This is a genomic window from Micromonospora sp. DT44 (assembly GCF_049841635.1).
In the GTDB taxonomy this organism is placed as follows: domain Bacteria; phylum Actinomycetota; class Actinomycetes; order Mycobacteriales; family Micromonosporaceae; genus Micromonospora.
In genome coordinates this window covers 38170-55418 of sequence record NZ_JBNCKS010000036.1, presented here as the reverse complement: position 1 = coordinate 55418, position 17249 = coordinate 38170, and the positions used below count along the sequence as shown (strand labels likewise).

The 17249-nt window shown below is 73.9% G+C and carries 16 protein-coding genes; 12 read left to right on the top strand and 4 right to left on the bottom strand.

All coding sequences use genetic code 11. The features are described from left to right. The first annotated feature begins 4 nt into the window (after positions 1-4). Both ACLQ25_RS20995 and ACLQ25_RS20990 read left to right on the top strand, forming a co-directional pair. On the top strand, positions 5-1081 hold the full coding sequence (locus ACLQ25_RS20995; RefSeq protein ID WP_425732505.1) for a coiled-coil domain-containing protein: 1077 nt from the start codon (positions 5-7) through the stop codon (positions 1079-1081). Between the two features lie 93 nt (positions 1082-1174). Then, positions 1175-1678 carry a hypothetical protein gene (locus ACLQ25_RS20990; RefSeq protein ID WP_425732504.1) on the top strand — a complete coding sequence of 168 codons (504 nt, stop codon included), beginning with the start codon at positions 1175-1177 and terminating at the stop codon, positions 1676-1678. Positions 1679-1708: 30 nt separating this feature from the next. Here the strand turns inward: ACLQ25_RS20990 and ACLQ25_RS20985 are convergent, their stop codons facing one another. Continuing rightward, positions 1709-2161 (bottom strand): SRPBCC family protein, encoded by a 453-nt coding sequence (locus ACLQ25_RS20985; RefSeq protein WP_425732503.1) that lies wholly within the window; start codon positions 2159-2161, stop codon positions 1709-1711. A 273-nt stretch (positions 2162-2434) separates the two neighbouring features. Then, on the bottom strand, positions 2435-2797 hold the full coding sequence (locus ACLQ25_RS20980; RefSeq protein ID WP_425732502.1) for an STAS domain-containing protein: 363 nt from the start codon (positions 2795-2797) through the stop codon (positions 2435-2437). 377 nt (positions 2798-3174) lie between these two features. Between ACLQ25_RS20980 and ACLQ25_RS20975 the strand changes: the two genes are divergently transcribed. Continuing rightward, positions 3175-3315 carry a hypothetical protein gene (locus tag ACLQ25_RS20975; protein ID WP_355051383.1) on the top strand — a complete coding sequence of 47 codons (141 nt, stop codon included), beginning with the start codon at positions 3175-3177 and terminating at the stop codon, positions 3313-3315. 139 nt (positions 3316-3454) lie between these two features. Next, positions 3455-3862, top strand: a complete 408-nt coding sequence (locus ACLQ25_RS20970) for a hypothetical protein (protein WP_355051382.1) — start codon at positions 3455-3457, stop codon at positions 3860-3862. Positions 3863-4031: 169 nt separating this feature from the next. Here the strand turns inward: ACLQ25_RS20970 and ACLQ25_RS20965 are convergent, their stop codons facing one another. Then, positions 4032-6767 carry a cellulose binding domain-containing protein gene (locus tag ACLQ25_RS20965; RefSeq protein ID WP_425732501.1) on the bottom strand — a complete coding sequence of 912 codons (2736 nt, stop codon included), beginning with the start codon at positions 6765-6767 and terminating at the stop codon, positions 4032-4034. 407 nt (positions 6768-7174) lie between these two features. On the opposite strand from ACLQ25_RS20965, the gene ACLQ25_RS20960 reads away from it, so the two are divergent. The 3 genes from ACLQ25_RS20960 (at position 7175) to ACLQ25_RS20950 (ending at position 8965) form a co-directional block, all read left to right on the top strand. Beyond that, on the top strand, positions 7175-7861 hold the full coding sequence (locus ACLQ25_RS20960; RefSeq protein ID WP_396798912.1) for a BON domain-containing protein: 687 nt from the start codon (positions 7175-7177) through the stop codon (positions 7859-7861). A 61-nt stretch (positions 7862-7922) separates the two neighbouring features. Further along, positions 7923-8420: a redoxin domain-containing protein gene (locus tag ACLQ25_RS20955; protein WP_425732500.1), complete on the top strand. Its 498-nt coding sequence runs from the start codon at positions 7923-7925 to the stop codon at positions 8418-8420. After that, positions 8417-8965, top strand: coding sequence for a DsbA family protein (locus tag ACLQ25_RS20950; RefSeq protein ID WP_355051378.1), 549 nt, complete (start codon positions 8417-8419; stop codon positions 8963-8965). The genes ACLQ25_RS20955 and ACLQ25_RS20950 overlap by 4 nt, the downstream gene beginning before the upstream one ends. Before the next feature lie 34 nt (positions 8966-8999). On the opposite strand, the gene ACLQ25_RS20945 is transcribed toward ACLQ25_RS20950, so the two are convergent. Beyond that, a complete protein-coding gene (locus ACLQ25_RS20945) occupies positions 9000-11828 on the bottom strand; it encodes a LuxR C-terminal-related transcriptional regulator (protein ID WP_425732499.1) in 2829 nt (942 codons plus the stop codon). 67 nt (positions 11829-11895) lie between these two features. On the opposite strand from ACLQ25_RS20945, the gene ACLQ25_RS20940 reads away from it, so the two are divergent. From ACLQ25_RS20940 to serS, 5 genes are all read left to right on the top strand, one after another. After that, positions 11896-12342, top strand: a complete 447-nt coding sequence (locus tag ACLQ25_RS20940; protein WP_425732498.1) for a hypothetical protein — start codon at positions 11896-11898, stop codon at positions 12340-12342. Further along, a complete protein-coding gene (locus tag ACLQ25_RS20935) occupies positions 12339-13481 on the top strand; it encodes an alcohol dehydrogenase catalytic domain-containing protein (protein WP_425732497.1) in 1143 nt (380 codons plus the stop codon). The genes ACLQ25_RS20940 and ACLQ25_RS20935 overlap by 4 nt, the downstream gene beginning before the upstream one ends. A 51-nt stretch (positions 13482-13532) precedes the next feature. Further along, positions 13533-14738, top strand: a complete 1206-nt coding sequence (locus ACLQ25_RS20930; protein WP_425732496.1) for a saccharopine dehydrogenase family protein — start codon at positions 13533-13535, stop codon at positions 14736-14738. Positions 14739-14763: 25 nt separating this feature from the next. Next, complete coding sequence (locus tag ACLQ25_RS20925) at positions 14764-15864, top strand: MerR family transcriptional regulator (protein ID WP_425732495.1); 1101 nt, start codon at positions 14764-14766, stop codon at positions 15862-15864. 96 nt (positions 15865-15960) lie between these two features. Then, on the top strand, positions 15961-17247 hold the full coding sequence (gene serS, locus ACLQ25_RS20920) for a serine--tRNA ligase (RefSeq protein WP_425732494.1): 1287 nt from the start codon (positions 15961-15963) through the stop codon (positions 17245-17247). The last annotated feature ends 2 nt before the right edge of the window (positions 17248-17249 follow it).

Here is a 17249-nt window from a genome sequence, read left to right as displayed (position 1 = left end):
CGTAGTGGCACCAGCACGACCACCCGCCGCCCGGCTTGCGGCACTGATCGTCATGATGGTCACCCTCGGCGTCGCGCTTCCAGTCGGCGCCGCCACCGCCGCTGCACCCGGCGGCCTGCGGGCCGCCGCCGCGCCCGACGGCGACGAGGAGGGCGGCACCCCGGCGCTACGGGCCCAGCTCGAGGCGGCCAGCAAGGGCTACCTGGACGCGAAGCGCGCGCTGGACACCTCCATCCAGCGGCAACAGCAGCTCGCGGTCAAACTGAAGGACACCGAGGCCGAGATGACCGTACGCAACGGCAAGGTCGGCGAGATCGCCGGCGTCGCGTACCGCACCGGCCGGCTCAGCACCGTCTCGGCCCTGCTCAACAGCAACACCCCCGAGGGCTTCATGGACCGGGCGGCCGCCCTCGACGCGGTGGCCGCGAACGAGGACCGGGTGCTGCGCGACCTGCACGCGATCCGGGACGAGGCGAACCGCACCCGCGTCGCCCTCGACGGCGAGATCCGGGAGCAGCGTAAGCAGGTCGAGGTGATGGCCAAGCGCAAGGAGCAGGCCGAGCGGGCCCTGACCGTCGCCAACGACAAGGCACGCGCCAGCGCCGACACCGACACCGACACCGGCTCCAACCGTGGCACCTCCACCGCCAACGCCCAGCCCGCACCGCGCAACTCCGACGGCTCCTGGCCGTCCGAGTCGTGCAGCATCAACGACCCCACCCCGGCCAGCGGCTGCATCACCCCCCGCACCCTGCACGCGCTCAACCAGGCCAAGGCCGCCGGCTTCACCCGGTACGTCTCCTGTCACCGCAACGGCGGCTCGGGCGAGCACCCCAAGGGCCGGGCCTGTGACTTCGCCGCGCAGAAGGGTGGCTTCGGCGGGATCGCCAGCGGCGGCGACAAGACGTACGGCAACAACCTGGCCGCGTACTTCATCCGCAACTCGGATCGGCTCGCGGTGCTCTACGTGATCTGGTTCAAGCAGATCTGGCTGCCCAGCAGCGGCTGGAAGTCGTACAGCGGGGGGAACGGCGACCCCTCCAGCGACCACACCAACCACGTGCACCTGTCGGTGTACTGACCACCGACGCCGTCCGGGGTACGTCAGCGGGCGTACCCCGGACGTCGTCGCTGGTCGGACGACCACGCGGGGTCGGACCGGGAGCATTCGGGTATGCCGCGAATCGCGCCCCGCACCCGCAAGGCCCTGCTCACCCTGCACCTGGTCACGTCTCTCGGCTGGCTCGGGGCCGACCTGGTGCTGCTCACGCTCGGCATCGCGGCACAGCGCGGCGCCGACCCGGCGGTGGTCTACCCGGTCGCCGGGCTCGTCGGCACCGTGCTCTTCGCGCCGCTGAGCGTGCTCGTGTGGCTCGTCGGTGTCGCCAGCGCGCTGCTCACCCCCTGGGGCCTGCTGCGTTACCGCTGGGTGGTGATCAAGCTCGTGATCACCACGGTGATGGTCGGGCTGGTGCTGTTCCTGCTCACCCCGAACCTGCGGCACGCCGGCGCGCTGGGCGCCGCGCTACCGGCGCGGGATCGCGCCGACCTGGTGATCGCGCCCGCGGTGTCGACCAGTCTCATGATCATCGCGACGGTGCTGTCGACGTACAAGCCCTGGGGACGCCGACCCAGCCAACCCCGCCGCAGCGCGGCGGTCGGCGCGACGCGCGCCTGATCGCGCAGCCACCCTCGACGGCTTATGGGCTCAGGGCGCGGGGTTGTCGAGGACCGCGCCGAGGCGCGCGGCCAGGGCGAGGTGGGCGGCGCGGGCCTGATTGAAGGCGTACCGGAACAGGGGTGTCGGCGCGCGCAGGGTGATGTCGACGTCGATGCGGACCAGATCGTCCGGCTCGGCGCGCAGCCGGGTGTGGTTGCGAACCGTGGTGGCGGGCCACTGACGGGCCACAGTGACGATCTCGTCGGGCTCGCTGACCAGCATGTCCGCGTGGTACGTGGTGCGAAAGCGCAGCGGGCCGGCGACCAGCCTGTCGTTGATCGTGTAGCTGGCGCGGGCGCCCGGGCGGGGCGGCACCTCGCGGACCCGCACGATCAGGGGATGCAGTTCACCCTGACGGGTCAGGTCGCTTAACAGCGCCGCCGCCTCGGCGACTGAGCAGCGGGCCTGGACGGAGTAGCTGAAGGTATCGCTGCTGAGCACACCGTCTCCCGACGTCGCTGGTCGCACGATCGTCCCGTACGCCGCGCGGGGTGGCAACGGCCGGACGGACACCCTGCGTTGTCCCGGCATTCGCGCAGCGTTCCCACCACGGTCGGCTGATGGGAAATCACCGGTTGTGACGAAGAGGGACACGCCGCCGTGGACGCCGACGGCCGGGTACGCGTCAGTCACGGCGATCTGGGCGGTCAGCGAGGTGACCGACGTGGCCCTGACCGGTCTGGACGAGCAGGCCTGACGGTGGCAGCCCGCGCCTCAGGCGCCGGGAAGCACCTCGGGGGTGGCGGCCCCGGCGAAGTAGGGCTCCGGCGCGCCGAAGAGACCGAGCAGGCCGGTCACCCAGAGCTGACGGTGCACGAACCGGCTCGGCTCGGTGACGGCCAGCTTGACGCCACTGACCTCGGCGGTCTGGAAGCCGGCGACCATGGCGCTGATGCCCACGGAGTCGATGAAGGTGACCAGCCTCATGTTCAGCTCGATGCGGAGCGGGCGGCTCTTGGCCAGCACCTCCGCAATGGCCTCACGCACCTCGTACGCTGTGTCGACGTCGATCTCACCCCGCGGGGCGATCTCGACGACACCACCGGACAGGACCGACTTCACGATCGACAGGCTCACGCGAGCACCTCCACCCGCCCGTCCCCCGGGCGCCTCATCAGTACGCGGGCCGCGACCGAGAGTATTCCTCCAACGGCCTCGGTCGCCACCCCTCGGGATGAGCAATTCACGGATCCGAGCGGACAAAGTCGCCCATATCCCCACTTTTCGGCATCTGATCATTCAATACTTTTCGTTATCTGATCAGTCGACGCTCGGTCGGAACCGACGCGTCGCCGGACCAGGGTAGCGGTCGCGGTCCGGCAAGCCCGACATCCGTCCCGTCCCGTACACCCGCCCCGCGTGGGACCGGCGTGTCGCGGTCGGACCCGCCAGCGTGGTTGCCGACGCTTCCTAGCATCGGCCCGGGACACCCACCGTGACGGAGAGGACCTTCGATGATCAAGCGACTGGCCGGGTTGGCCGGCGTCGGTCTACTACTCGCCCTCGTACTGGCCTGCGGTTTCGGCGGCGGAGACGACGACGACGACGATGACGACGACTTCGCCCGCGGTGTGGCCGCGGTGGCGGTGCGCTGACCCCGGCGGGTGCGCCACGCGGGGCCGGGTTTGCGCGCGACCGGCCCGGGGCACTGCGCAGTCAGCGAACCGTGTCGCGCTGGACGGACGCCGAGGTCCGAAGTGGCCGGCGGCTTCGGCACCTGAGGAGGTAACCACGATGTTCGGAACCAACCTGCTGGACCGGCGCAGTAAGCCGGAGCGGATCGCGGACCAGGCGTGGGAGCAGTTGCTCTCCGCCGTCAGCTCCGCGGGCGACAGCGTCCGGGACACCGCGCGGTCGGCCCGTCGCAGCAGCGGCGACCTCGCCGACGGCGCCGGTGACCTGGTGGGCTCGGCGGCGGAGGAGGCACGGCGTCGCGCGTCGCGCGCCTTCGACGCGCTCGCCGGACGCCAGCCGGCGCTGCCGTGGACGCTGCTGATCGGCGCCGCGCTGGTCGGCGCGGCGGTCGGCTGGGCCGTCGGCTCCGCCGCTCGCGCCGCCGGCAGTCGGGACGATCGCGCGGTGGACGACGTCGAGTTCGTCGACGTCGACCGCCCCAACTCCCCCGTCGGCCTGGACGACTAGCCACCGGTACACCGAGCGGGCCCCGTCGACATCGCGTCGGCGGGGCCCGCTCGCGTACCGGTGGCGGTGCTGGGCGGAATTACGCCCGGTCCGCCGGGGTGCCGGACCCCTCAGGCAGCCCCGGCGGACCGGTGTTCTCGGGTGGCCCGGACGACGCCGGGCCACCGGGTCAGCGACTCGTGCAGCTCACCGAGGTGGGCGGCGAGTTGGTGCCGGTCCAGGAACCGAGGAAGCCGATCGTGGTGCTGGTCCCGGGGGCGAGCGCGCCGTTCCAGCCGCTGTCCACGACCGAGACGACCGCCCCGGTCTGGGTGTGGGTGCCGCCCCAGAGCTGGCTGACGCGCTGGCCGTTGGGGAAGGTCCAGCCGAGCGTCCAGCCCGCGATGGGCCTGGTGCCGGGGTTGCTGACCACAATCTCGGCCTGGAATCCGCCGGTCCACGAGCCGGTCACCCGGTAGGTCGCCGCGCACCCACCGACCGGAGGCGGCGTGGTCGGAGGCGGCGTCGTCGGAGGCGGCGTCGTCGGAGGCGGCGTCGTCGGAGGCGGCGTCGTCGGAGGCGGCGTGGTGGGAGGCGGCGTGGTGGGAGGTGGCGTCGTCGGCGTGCCGCCGGTGCGATCGGCCACCAGGATGCCGCGACCGTTGGTGCCCAGGTAGACACGCCCGTAGACCCGGGGGTCGCCGGTCAGCGCCTCGGTCGGGTTGCCGTACTGGTGACGGTCGTCGTTGATGCGTACCCACGTCGTGCCGCCGTCGTCGGAGCGGTGTACGCCGGGCTGGCCGTCCACCGTGCCGTAGAGGAAGACGGCGGGGTTGGTCCGCCCCGGCGCGGCCTTGCCGAAGCCGACGTTGCCGGAGGCGCTGACGCCGCCCAGCTTGGTGAAGCTGGCCCCGGAGTCGGTGGACCGCCAGAGCCCGCCCGGACCGGCCAGCCACAGCTCGCCCGCCTTGCCGGGCAACGCCTTGAAGCGCACGTCGGAGGTGGGCAGGCCGGTCGCCGCCGTCGCGGTGAAGCTCGCGCCACCGTTGGTGCTCAGGTAGAGCCGGCCGCCGCTGAATCCGTAGAACCGGTTGGGGTCGACCCGGTCGGATTCGATCGTTGCATTCGCCGGGATGCCCGTGGACGGCGCCCACGAGTTGCCGAAGCCGACCGCGTAGACAACTCGTTGGCCCGCGTCGCCGGGCGACCAGACGAACCGGCTGCCGTCGGCCGCCGCGGCGACCGTACCGCCGGCGTTGACGCCCGACGGCTCGGTGCCCTGGAACCAGGTGGCCCCGCCGTCGGTCGAGAAGGCGACGTGGCTGTCGTTGGGCCGGTCGGAGTCGGTGAAGTTGCCGGCACGCACCAGGACGGCGGGCTTGCTCTCGGCGTAGTCCAGGCTCGTGGTGCTGGTAAAGACCGGCTGGGTGAAGAGCATCGACGGGATGGTGTCCAGGTCGGTGTGCCGGAAGCCGCCGACGTCGCCGAGCGCGCTGATCAGGGGCGCGCCGGTGGGTGGGCTGACCAGGTCGAGGACGGCCGTCTCCTCCAGGCCCCGGACCATCGGCCGGATCGTGAACTGAGCGCCGGTGTCCCACTTGGTGAGGTCGGTGGTGCCGTAGATGGTGGCCCCGGTGCCGTACATCATCCGGTTGGAGTCGTGCGGATCGATCTCCACCGACTCGTTCATCCAGCCGAGCTTGGGTGTCTCCTCGGGAGGCGCCGGGTTGGTGCCGAAGGTCAGCCACGGCACCGAGCTGATGTCCATCGTGTAGCGCTTGGACCGCTGCGGGTAGCTGGTGAAGTCCCAGATGCGGGTCCAGCTCGCCCCACCGTCGGTGCTGCGAAAGAAGATCGCGTCCGGCCACCAGGAGACCTGGGTGGCCACCATCAGCGTGTTCGGGCGCTGCCGGTCGATGGTCAGGCCGCTGTAGCCGAAGTAGTCGTCGCCGCTGGTGGAGGGGATCGGGCTGATCCGCGTCCAGGCCCCGGTGGACCGGGTGAACTTCCAGACGTCACCCTTGCCGCCGTCGTACGGGCCACCGGTGTCGCTGGTGGCGATGTAGAGGTGACCGCCGACCGGGTCGACGACACCCTTGTGCGCCAGGTAGCCGGCGGGTTGCCCGGGAATCCGTGCCCAGGTGACACCACCGTCGGTGCTGCGGTAGACCGGGTTGTCCTTGTCCGCCACACCCACGTAGATCGTCTGTGTGGTGGTGCCGGCGGCGCCGGTGCTCTTGTCGAAGCTGACCCAGGTGAGGCCCTGGTTCTGCCCGTTGTAGCCGTTCGGGTCGCTGGGGTCGGCCCGGTAGTTGCCGACGTTCGGGAAGGCGGTGACCTTGGCCCAGGTCGCCCCGTAGTCGGTGCTGCGCCACAGCCCGTTCCCGCCCTCGGCGCCGTAGTAGAGGACGCTGTTGCGGTTGGGATCCACAGCCAGCCGTTCGCCCATGCCCCGGCCCGGCATGTTGCCGCCGTTCTTGAACGGCAGCTCGGTGACCTGCCAGGTGGCGCCCTTGTCGGTCGAGCGCAGGATCGCTCCGTTGTTCGGGTCCCAGCCGTTGGTGTACATGCCGACGGCCGCGTACACCCGGTTGGTCTGCACCGGGTCGGTGGCGATGCTGACCACGCCGTTGTAGCCCCAGCGGTCCGCGCCGACCCAGTCGAGCAGCGGCGTCCACGACTGGCTGCCCTGCTCCCAGCGGTAGGCCCCGCCGATGTCGGTCCGGGCGTAGATCAGGTTCTTCTCGGTGGGGTTGAAGACGACGCCCGGCACGAAGCCACCGCCGCCGACCGGCACGTTGCGCCAGGTGTACGCCTCGGCGGCGGCCGGGGCCGGCGCCGAGCCCGCGGCGGTGATCGGGACCGCCACGACGGCCGTGGCGACGGTCAGCGCCGCGACGACCACGCTGGCCAGTGATCTGGGCATCTGTGGTTCCTCTCGGGGGTGGGGACCCGGGAGTCGGGATCGACCGGGGTGGCGTCGCGGCTCGGGGGACGAGCACGGCGACGCGGGGACGGGTCGACCAGAGGTGACGCGTCGGGGCCCGGGGGACGGACGACGACGCGGGGGACGGATCGGAGCTGCCCTGGCTCCAACCACCCGACGCGAGGCTCCCGCGATCGAGGAACGCACTCACACTAACCGATCCGACGCCGCTATGGAAGCGCTCCCAACACTGCTGGCGAGCCTGCCGCGCACGCAGGTCCGCAGGGTGGTCCCACCCGCATCGGGTGAGGACGGATAACCCGCTCGGCCGGCAGCATCGGACCTCGGCGGGCCGGTCACGGCCAACACCCCGGTCCGCCAGGCACGCGAGCGGATGGGAGGGGCAGATGGCCATCGCGACGATCACGCGTACCGACCAGGACATCCAGTCCGCCGTCCTCGACGAGTTGACCTGGGAACCCCGGGTGCAGCCGCACGAGATCGGCGTGACCGTGGCCGAGGGCGTCGTCACGCTGAGTGGACGGGTGGACAGCTACGCGAAGAAGTGGGCCGGGGAACGAGCCGCGCACCGCGTCGCCGGTGTCCGGGCGGTCGCCAACGACCTGACCGTGCAACTGGCCGGCAGCGACGAACGCGCCGACCCGGACCTGGCCGCCGCGGCCGGCGACGCGCTGGAGTGGGACGCGTTCGTGCCCATCGAGAAGCTCCAGGTCACCGTATCGGCCGGGTGGGTGACGCTGCACGGTGAGGTCGAGTGGGAGTACCAGCGCCGGGCCGCCGAACGAGCGGTGTGCCGGCTGACCGGCGTCCGTGGGGTCAGCAACGGCATCACCGTCCAGCCGAACGCGACGCCGGACGGCGTGAACCTGGCCGGGAAGATCGTGGACGCGCTGGCCCGGGCCGGCGCCACCGAGGCCGAGCGGATCACCGTCCGGGTGCACGGCGACACGGCGGTGCTCGCCGGGTTGGTGCACTCCATGCCCGAACGCGCCGAGGTCGAGCAGGTGGCCTGGTCCGCGCCGGGCATCCGGGAGGTCCAGAACCACATCGCGGTCGCCCCGGTGCTGCGCTGAGCGCGGGTACCACCCGGGACGGGTGAGTCCGTCTCACCCGTCCCGGCGGCAGGCTGGTGGCATGAGTGATCCGAACGGGCTGATCCAACCCGGGCACCCCGCCCCCGGCTTCACCCTGGCAAGCACTCCGGACGGGCGTCAGACCGGCCCCGAGCAGTTCCGGGGTCGGCCGGTCGTCCTGGTCTTCTATCCCGCCGACTGGAGCCCCGTCTGCGGTGACCAGATGTCGCTCTACCAGGCGGCGGCGCCGGTGTTCGAGCAGTACCAGGCGATGGTGCTGGGCATCTCGGTGGACAGCATCTGGTCGCACCGGGCGTTCGCCGAGAGCCAGGGCATCACCTTCCCGCTGCTGTCCGACTTCGAGCCCAAGGGTGAGGTGTCCCGCCGGTACGGCGCGTACACCCCGCGGGGCGAGTCGGCCCGCGCGCTGGTGGTGCTCGACCAGGCCGGGACGGTGGCGTGGAGCTACCTGTCGGCTCCCGACGTCAACCCGGGCGCGGACGGGATCTTCGACGCGCTGGACAACCTGACCAACGAGCGGAAGGTGATGGCCCGATGACCACGCCACTGCAGGTCACCGCGCGGCTGCGCGAGCCGCTGACCGTCGAGGACCACGTCCGCGGGCCGTCCGACGCCGCGGTGACCATCATCGAGTACGGCGACTTCCAGTGCCGGTTCTGCGGCGCCGCGTACCCGAACCTGCACGAGCTGCTGCGCCAGCGCGCCGACACGGTACGGCTGGTCTACCGCTACTTCCCCATCGCCAACGTCCACCCGTACGCCGAGCGGGCCGCCGAGACGGCGGAGGCCGCGGCGGCGCGCGGCAAGTTCTGGGAAATGCACGACTGGCTGTACGAGCACCAGGACCAGTTGGACCCCGTACACCTCTCGCTCGGCGTCGAGCAGCTCGGGCTGCCGACGGACGAGGTGAACGGGGAGGTGGACCGCCGGACGTACGCCGACCGCGTCCGTCGGGACTTCGTGGGCGGGATCCGCAGCGGGGTCAACGGCACGCCGACCCTCTTCGTCAACGACGTCCGGCACGACGGCGGGTACGACCTGCCCGACCTGCTGGCCGCCGTGGACGCGGCGGCGAACGCCTGACGGACGTCGGTTGATCCGGGCGGCGAACCGCCGCTCAGATCAGCCGCAGCTCGCGCGCCCGCCGGACCGCCTCGCGCCGGCGGGTCGCGCCGAGTTTGCGGTAGATGTTGCGTACGTGCGTCTTGACCGTGTTGACCGACAGCGACAGCTCCCCGGCGATCTCCACGTTGGACAGGATGCTCTGCAGGTACCGCAGGATGGTCAGCTCCCGCTCGGTGAGCGGCTCGTCGAGCAGGCCGCCCGGCTCGACCGCCGGCCGGGGCGTGCCCTCCTCGACGCCCCGGACCAGGTCGCCGACCAGCGGGAAGTGCGCGGTACCCGCGTCGAGGTGGGCGGCCAGCAGGTCCCGGACCGACGGTTGCGCCCGGGTGAACGCCCGACGAGAGCCCTGCGGGCCGGCCAGGTCGAGCACCTGTTCGAGGACCCGCCCGGCCCGTCGTCCGTCCCCGGCCCGTTCGGCGAGCACCGCCTCCAGCAGGCCGGCGTCCAGGCGTACCGACAGGGGCCAGGCTGCGGCCGGCGGCCCCTGCCAGTCCGGTAGGGCCCGCCCGGCGGCGCCCAGGTCGCCGGCCCGCAGCTCGACCCGGGCCAGGGCCACGTCGAGCGCCGGGGTGGCCGGGTCGCCGGTGACGTCCGCCAGCAGGTCCCGGGCGGCGTCCAGGTCGCCCCGCTCGGCGCGGGCGTCGGCCTCGGCGGCCCGGAGCAGACTCGACAGTTCGGCGGCGGCCGGCTCATCGGGCAGTGCCTCGCGCGCGCCCACGAGCAGCCGCTGGGCGGCGGCCGGGTCAGCGGCATCCCGGGCCAGACCCGCGCGGCACAGCGCGAGGACCGCCGCCGCCACCGGCTCGTCGCCGGGCGCGTCGGTGGCCGGTGCGGCCAGCGCGAGGTTCGCGGCGACCTCCTCGGGCTGGTCACGGTGCAGTGCCACCACCGCCAACGCCAGGTACGAGTAGCCGCAGTCGAGCCGGCAGGACCAGCCCCGGCAGGGCGGCATGCCCAGCGCCTCGTGGGCCGTCCGCTCCGCCGCACGCAGGTCACCGCGCACGGCGAGCAGCAGCGCGGTGCGGCTGGCGGCGACCAGCTCGGTACGCGGCCGGCCGGCCTCCCGGGCCGCCGCCCGGGCCCGGACGAACCGCGCGTCGGGCAGCCCGCCGGCGGACATCCCGACCAGGCCCAGCGCGGTCCCGGTGAACGCCCGCAGGTCGGCGTCCTCGGGCCGCGAGGCGTCAGTCAGCGGCCCGGCGGGCGGGCCGTCGGGTGAGCCGGCGGTCGGGGCGGCGGTCGGGCGGGTGCGCAGCAGTCGGGCTGCCGCCGCACGGGTCTGCGGCAGGTCACCGGCGAGTCGCGCCAGGGTCAGCTCCAGCGCGGTCGCCAGTCGCAGGAACCGGTCCCGCCGTGGCGTCGGCAGCGCGTCCGCGTACGACGCGGCGGTTCGCAGGTGGCCGGTGGCGGCGCTCAGGTCGCCGGCGTACGCCCGCTCGGCGGCACTGGCCAGCGCCACCTCCGGATCGGCCTCGACCGCCTCCGGGGGCGCAGAGGGCGGCGTCGGGCCACCGACCGGATCGTGGTCGTAGCGGGTCAGCTCCGGCCAGTGCGCGACGAACAGCTCGGCGGCCAGGTCCCAGCGGCCGGCGGCGAGGGCGTGCCGGAGGCCGTCGGCCGGTCGGCCCGCGCCGGCGTACCAGTCGGACGCCCGCGCGTGCAGCTCCCGCACCTCGTCGGCGGGCAGCCGGGCCAGCTCGGCGCGGAGCAGGTCGGCGAGCAGCGGGTCGCAGCGGTACCAGGGTGGTCGGCTGTCCTCCCGGCGTAGCAGGCCGCCCGCCCCGGCCAGGTTGGCCAGCGCCTGCTCGGCGTCCGCGCGACCGGTCAACGCCTCGGCCAGCTCGGCGCAGACGCTCTCGGCGAGGGCCGTATGACGCAGCAGGTCCCGATCGGCCGGGTCGATCGCGGCCAGCACCTCCTCGTGCAGGTAGCCGGCGATCTCCGGCTGGTCGCCGCCGAAGTGCCCCACCCACCGTTCCGGGTCGGGCTGGCCGCGCAACGCCAGCGCGGCGATCCGCAGCGCGGCCGGCCAGCCTCCGGTGCGCTCGCGAAGCCGGTGCACGGCGGCGGCCGGCAGCGGCGCGGCGTGTGCGGTCAGCAGGTCGGCCACCTCGTCGTCGGTGAAGGCCAGCTCGTCCGTGCCGACCTCGGTCAGCTCGCCGGCGAGGCGGAGGCGGTGCAGGGCCAGTGGCAGCCCGGCCCGCGCGCCGACCACCAGGCGCAGCCGCTGCTCGGAGTGCCGCAGGAGGAACTCCAACCCGCTCAGCGCGGCCGGGTCGGTGATCCGGTGCAGATCGTCCAGGACCAGCAGTACGGGCCGTTCGGCGGCGGCCAGCCCGGCCGCCAGCAGTTCCAGCTGGTCGGGGCGCGGTGGGCCGGTCGGCAGGGGGGCGACCAGGTCGTCGTCCGCCGCGCCGGTGGCCGTGCGCAGGGCCGCCGCCAGGTACGCCCACAGCCGGTCGCCGTCGTCGCCGACCTCCACCGAGACCCACGCCGGCGCTGGCGCGTCCTCGGGTTCGGTCAGGCGTACCCAGGAGGCGAGCAGGGTCGTCTTGCCCCACCCGGCGGGCGCGACGACCAGGGTGACCGGCCCGGCGCTGCCCTCGTCGAGGCGGCGCAGCAGGCGCGGTCGGGCCACCACCGGCTCGGGCGGCACGGTCGGCGTCAGCCGCGATGACAGCAGCGGCCGCTGCTCCCCCGGCCGCACCGCCGCCGTGCCGACCCGTGCGGAATCCTGCTGTTCCGGCACCCGGCTCCCACCCCCACCGCCCGCGTTCCGCCCCCCGGTCGGCGAGCGGTTACCCGGCGGGGGCCGGTTCACCCCTTCCGGGCGAGCCCGCTTCACCCGGGCCCGACCGACGATCGGGGGACGTGGACCGGGAGGACCGATGGGACGCAGGAGACGGCTGGCACGGGCGGGATCGGCCCTCGGCGGCGGCGCTTTGGCCGGGGCGGCACGTCTGCTGCGCGTACCCCGGTGGCGTGGCCGGTCCGGCGCGGACCGCGACCTCACCGCGGCCGGGTGGGAGGTGGTGACCGTGGACCGGCCCCCGGGGCAGGTGCTTCCCGACGGCCGGTGGCCGGAGCCGTTGCGCCGCCTGGACGGCGTGGTGGAGGTGCGGGTGCGACCGGCGCCGGGTGAGCGGGGCACCGAGCTGGCCGCCCGGCCACTGGCCCGAGCCACCGCCACGGCGGGCCTCCCCGCCCACCTCGTCGGCGACGATCCGCGCCTGCTGGTCCGGCGGACCCTGCGCCAGGTGAAGCAGCGCGCCGAGGCCGGCGAGGTGCTGCGCGCGGACCGTTCGGCGCTGGACCGCCCGAGGGTCCCCGGGTGAGGGCGCTGTGCTGGGTGGCCGCCGACGAGCTGGCGGTACGCGAGGTGCCCGACCCGGAGTTGCGCAACGAGCGGGATGTCATCGTCCGCGTCCGCCGCAGCGCCACCTGCGGCGGTGACCTGCCCCTGTTGGCGGGACGGGACCCGCTGCTGCGCACCGGTGACGTGCTGGGGGCCGAGTTCGTGGGCGAGGTGGTCGAGGCCGGGCCGGCGATCCGGCGGCACCGGATCGGCGACCGGGTGGTGGTCGGCGCGGGTGTGGCGTGCGGCGGCTGCTGGTACTGCCGCCAGGGGCGGCACTCGTGCTGCGACAACGCCGGCGTCGACGTGGCGAGCGTCGATCCGGGCTGGGAACGTCCGGACGCCGGCTGCTTCGGCCGGCCCCGGGCGGCGGGCGGCTTCGCCGGTGGGCACGCCGAGTACGTGCGGGTGCCGTACGCCGACGTGGGCGCGTTCCGGGTGCCGGACGCGGTCGACGACGACCGGGCCCTCTTCGCCGCCGACGCCGCGCCGACCGCCTGGCTGGCGGCCGAACTGGGCGAGGTGCGACCCGGCGACGTGGTGGCCGTCTGGGGGGCCGGCGCGGTGGGCCAGTTGACCGCCCACGCCGCCGTGCTGCGGGGCGCGGCCCGGGTGCTCGTCGTCGACCGGCACGAGGAGCGGCTGCGGATGGCCGAACGGCACGCCGGGGCGGAGCCGCTGGACTACCGCCAGGCCGATGTGACGGCCGAGCTGCGCGAGCGTAGCGGTGGGAGAGGCCCGGACGTGTGCGTGGTCGCGGTCGGTCCGCCGCCGCCCCGCTCGGTCGTCGACCGGTTGGCCGGCGGCGGCCGCCCGGACCCGGTGCGCGAGGCGGTGCACGCCTGCCGCAAGGACGGCGTGGTGGTAGTGCTCGGCGGCACGCACGGGTCCGTCGACGGGTTCGCCCTGGGCACGGTCACCGACAAGCGGCTCACGGTGCGCGGGGCCCGCCGCCCGGACCTGCGGGACGTACCGATGCTGCTGCACCGGATGGCCCGCGACGAGCTGCGGACCGAGCACCTGGCCACCCACCGGTTGCCGCTCGCGGACGGCCCGTCGGGGTACGCGCTGTTCGCCGACCGCGCCGACGGCTGCGTCCGGGCCGTGTTCACGCCGTGACCCGCCCTCGCCGGATCGGCGCGCGACGATGACCGGTGGCAGACTCGGAGAATGACTGGCGAGCGGGCGTACGGCGTGGTGCTGTTCGGCGCGACCGGCTTCACGGGCGGGCTGACGGCCGAGTACCTGGCCCGGCACGCGCCGACCGGGTTGCGCTGGGCCCTGGCCGGACGCGATCCCGGTCGCCTGGCCGCCGTGCGGGACCGGCTCGCCGCGATCGACCCCGCGCTTGTCGACCTGCCGCTGCTGCACGCCGACGTGGGCGACGCCGAGTCGCTGCGGGTGGTGGCCGACAGCGCCCGGGTGGTCGCCAGCACCGTGGGGCCGTACGTCCACCACGGTGAGCCACTGGTCGCGGCCTGCGCCCGGGCCGGCACCGACTACCTGGACATCACCGGCGAGCCGGAGTTCGTCGACCTGATGTACGTCCGCCACCACGCCGAGGCGACCCGCACGGGCGCCCGCCTGGTGCACGCCTGCGGGTTCGACTCCGTCCCGCACGACCTGGGCGTCTGGTACACCGTCAAGCACCTGCCGGCCGGTGAACCGATCACCGTGGACGGTTACGTGCGCGCCGGCGCCCGGTTCTCCGGTGGCACGTACCATTCCGCGCTCACCGCCTTCGCCCGGACCGGGGAGGCGAGCCGGGCCGCCCGGGCCCGCCGGGCGGTCGAGCCGCGTCCCACCGACCGCCGGGTCCGCGCGGTGCCCGGCCGGCTGGCCCGCTCGGCGGAGCTGGGCATCTGGACCGTGCCGCTGCCCACCATCGATCCGCAGGTCGTCCGCAGGTCGGCCGCGGCCCGCCCGGAGTACGGGCCGGACTTCCGCTACCGGCACTTCGCGGCGCTGAAGCGGCTGCCGACGGTGCTCGTCGGCGCGGTGGGGCTCGGCGCGCTGATCGGCCTGGTGAAGGTGCCGCCCACCCGGCGGTGGCTGCTCGGGCGGCTCGCCTCCGGGCAGGGGCCCAGCGCGCAGCAGCGGGCGACGTCCTGGTTCCGGGTCCGGTTCGTCGGCATCGGGGGCGGGCAGCGCGTGGTCACCGAGGTCGCGGGCGGCGACCCGGGCTACGACGAGACGGCGAAGATGCTCGCCGAGTCCGCGCTGTGTCTGGCGTTCGACGACCTGCCGCCGACCGCCGGCCAGCTCACCCCGGTCACCGCGATGGGCGACGCGCTGCTCGACCGGCTGGTCCGCGCCGGGCTCACCTTCCGGGTGCTCGAGCGGGCGCAGACGGCCCCGGCGCACCCGGCCGCTTGACCCTCGACCAGGTCGAGGGGGCAGGATGCCCGACGTGGTGAGCGACCTGCACAGCATCGGCGAGTTGGCCCGGGCCAGCGGCCTGACCGTCAGCGCGCTGCGCTTCTACGACGGGGCGGGCGTGCTGACGCCGGCCCTGGTCGACCCGGTGACCGGCTACCGCTGGTACACCGACGCGCAGGTCGCCCCGGCCCGGCTGGTCGCGGGGCTGCGCCGGGTCGGCATGCCGGTGCCCGACATCGCCGCCGCCGTCCGCGCCGAGCCGGCCGAGGTGCACCGGCTGCTCGACGCGCACCTGCGCCGGCTCACCGACGGGCTCGCCGACGCACGCCGGGAGATCACGCGGCTGCGTACCCTGGTCGATCCGGCCCCGGCCGTGGTGACCACGCTGCTGCTCTCCCCCGCCGAGTTCGCCGCCGCGCTCGACGCGGTGCGCTTCGCCGTCGGCGTCGACCCGGAGCTGCCGGCCCTGTCCGGGGTGCTGCTCGACGTCGAGCCGGACGGGGTGCGGCTGGTCGCCACCGACCGGCACCGCCTCGCGCTGGCCCGGGCCGGGGCCGCCGTCGACGGGCCGCCCGTGCGGGTGCTGCTGCCGGTGGACCTCGTCGACCGCCTGCGCCGGCTGCTGGACACCGACGACGGGCCGGTACGACTGACGGTGGCCGGGCCCGAGCTGCGGGTCATGGTGGCCGGCCGGACGCTCACGGGCGTCGCCCTGCCGTACGACTTCCCGGACTACCGGCGGCTGCTGCGCGACGCGGTCGGCGCGCGGCCGGCCGCGTACCGCATCCCGGTGGACGTGGTGGCCCTGCGCGCCGAGCTGCGCGACCCGGCCGCACCCACACTCGCCCGCGAGTACGCGGGCACGCCGCTGGCGGTCTCCGTCCTCGGCCTCGACGAGGCGGGCGGCCTGCGGCTGCTGCACCCCACCGAGCTGACCGGGCCGCCCGCCGATCCGAACGGCGGGCTGCGGTTCGGGGTGAACAGCGCGTACCTGCTCGACGCGCTGGACGCGGCCGGCGGCCCGCAACTGGTGCTGGAGCTGGACGGGCCGATCGCCCCGCTGGCCGTACGCCGCCCGGACGACGAGGACACCTTCTCCGTCCTGATGCCGATCCGGTTGTAGAAACCCCTCGCGCTCCCCGTCCCCGGGTGGAAACGTGCGCGACGGTAACATCTGATGGTTCACCAGTGAACCCCGGACGGAGGCGTACGGAGCAGCATGCTCGACATGGAGTTGATCCGGAAGGATCGCGAGGCGGTGGCGACCGCGCTGGCGAAGCGACTGGATCCCGCCGAGGTCACCCGATCCCTGGACGAGATCCAGCGGCTCGACCAGGAACGCCGCGCCCTGATCACGGAGATCGACGCCGAGCGGCAACGCCGCAAGGCCGAGGCCCGGGCGTACGCGCAGGCGAAGCGCGCCGGCACCGAGCCGCAGGTTTCCGCCCCCGAGGCGGAGCGCAAGCAGCTCGCCGAGCTGGAGTCCCAGTTGGACGAGGTGCAGGCCCGGCTGCGCGACGCGATGAGCGAGCTGCCGAACCTGCCCGCCGACGACATCCTCCCCGGCGGCAAGGAGGCCAACCGGGTCGTCAAGACCTTCGGTGAGCCGCCGGTGATCGAGAAGGTCCGCGACCACGTGGAGCTGTCCCGGGCGCTCGGCCTGGTCGACTACGAGCGCGGCGTCAAGCTCGGCGGCTCCGGCTTCTGGATCTACACGGGGATCGGCGCCCGGCTGGAGTGGGCGCTGCTCAACTACTTCGTCGACCAGCACATCAAGGCCGGGTACGAGTTCCTGCTCCCGCCGCACCTGCTGCTCGACTCGGCCGGGTTCGCCGCCGGCCAGTTCCCCAAGTTCTACGACGACGTCTACCACCTGGACGCCGCCTCCGCGCCGCGTGGACAGTTCCTGCTGCCCACCTCGGAGACGGCGATCCTGGGCGCGTACCAGGACGAGATCCTGGAGACCACGAAGCTGCCGTTGAAGGCGTTCGCGTACACGCCGTGCTACCGCCGGGAGTCGGCCGGGTCGCACTCGGACGAGCGTGGCACGGTGCGCGGGCACCAGTTCAACAAGGTGGAGATCTTCCAGTTCACCCTGCCCGAGCAGGCGGACGCGGCGTTGGAGGAGATGCTCGCCCACGCCGAGAGCCTGGTCGAGGGGCTGGGCCTGCACTACCAGCGCACGCTGCTCTCGGCCGGTGACGCCAGCGCCTCGATGAAGAAGACCCTCGACATCGAGGTGTGGATGCCGAGCACGGGCAAGTACAAGGAGGTCTCGTCGGTCTCCTGGGCCGGTGACTACCAGGCGCGTCGGGCGGCCATCCGTTACCGCGAGCCGGGTGGCAAGCAGACCCGCTTCGTGCACACCCTCAACGGCTCCGCCCTGGCCACGAGCCGCCTCTTCCCGGCCATCCTGGAGCAGAACCAGCAGGCCGACGGCAGCGTCCTGATCCCCAAGGTCCTCCAGGACCGCCTGGGAACCGACCGTCTAACCCCCCTGCGCTGAAC

Coding starts and splice junctions, on each gene's coding strand:
- ACLQ25_RS20990 (WP_425732504.1), top strand. CDS start 1,175: ATGCCGCGAATCGCGCCCCGCACCCGCAAGGCCCTGCTCACCCTGCAC.
- ACLQ25_RS20975 (WP_355051383.1), top strand. CDS start 3,175: ATGATCAAGCGACTGGCCGGGTTGGCCGGCGTCGGTCTACTACTCGCC.
- ACLQ25_RS20970 (WP_355051382.1), top strand. CDS start 3,455: ATGTTCGGAACCAACCTGCTGGACCGGCGCAGTAAGCCGGAGCGGATC.
- ACLQ25_RS20965 (WP_425732501.1), bottom strand. CDS start 6,767: ATGCCCAGATCACTGGCCAGCGTGGTCGTCGCGGCGCTGACCGTCGCC.
- ACLQ25_RS20960 (WP_396798912.1), top strand. CDS start 7,175: ATGGCCATCGCGACGATCACGCGTACCGACCAGGACATCCAGTCCGCC.
- ACLQ25_RS20955 (WP_425732500.1), top strand. CDS start 7,923: ATGAGTGATCCGAACGGGCTGATCCAACCCGGGCACCCCGCCCCCGGC.
- ACLQ25_RS20950 (WP_355051378.1), top strand. CDS start 8,417: ATGACCACGCCACTGCAGGTCACCGCGCGGCTGCGCGAGCCGCTGACC.
- ACLQ25_RS20940 (WP_425732498.1), top strand. CDS start 11,896: ATGGGACGCAGGAGACGGCTGGCACGGGCGGGATCGGCCCTCGGCGGC.
- ACLQ25_RS20930 (WP_425732496.1), top strand. CDS start 13,533: ATGACTGGCGAGCGGGCGTACGGCGTGGTGCTGTTCGGCGCGACCGGC.
- ACLQ25_RS20925 (WP_425732495.1), top strand. CDS start 14,764: ATGCCCGACGTGGTGAGCGACCTGCACAGCATCGGCGAGTTGGCCCGG.
- serS (WP_425732494.1), top strand. CDS start 15,961: ATGCTCGACATGGAGTTGATCCGGAAGGATCGCGAGGCGGTGGCGACC.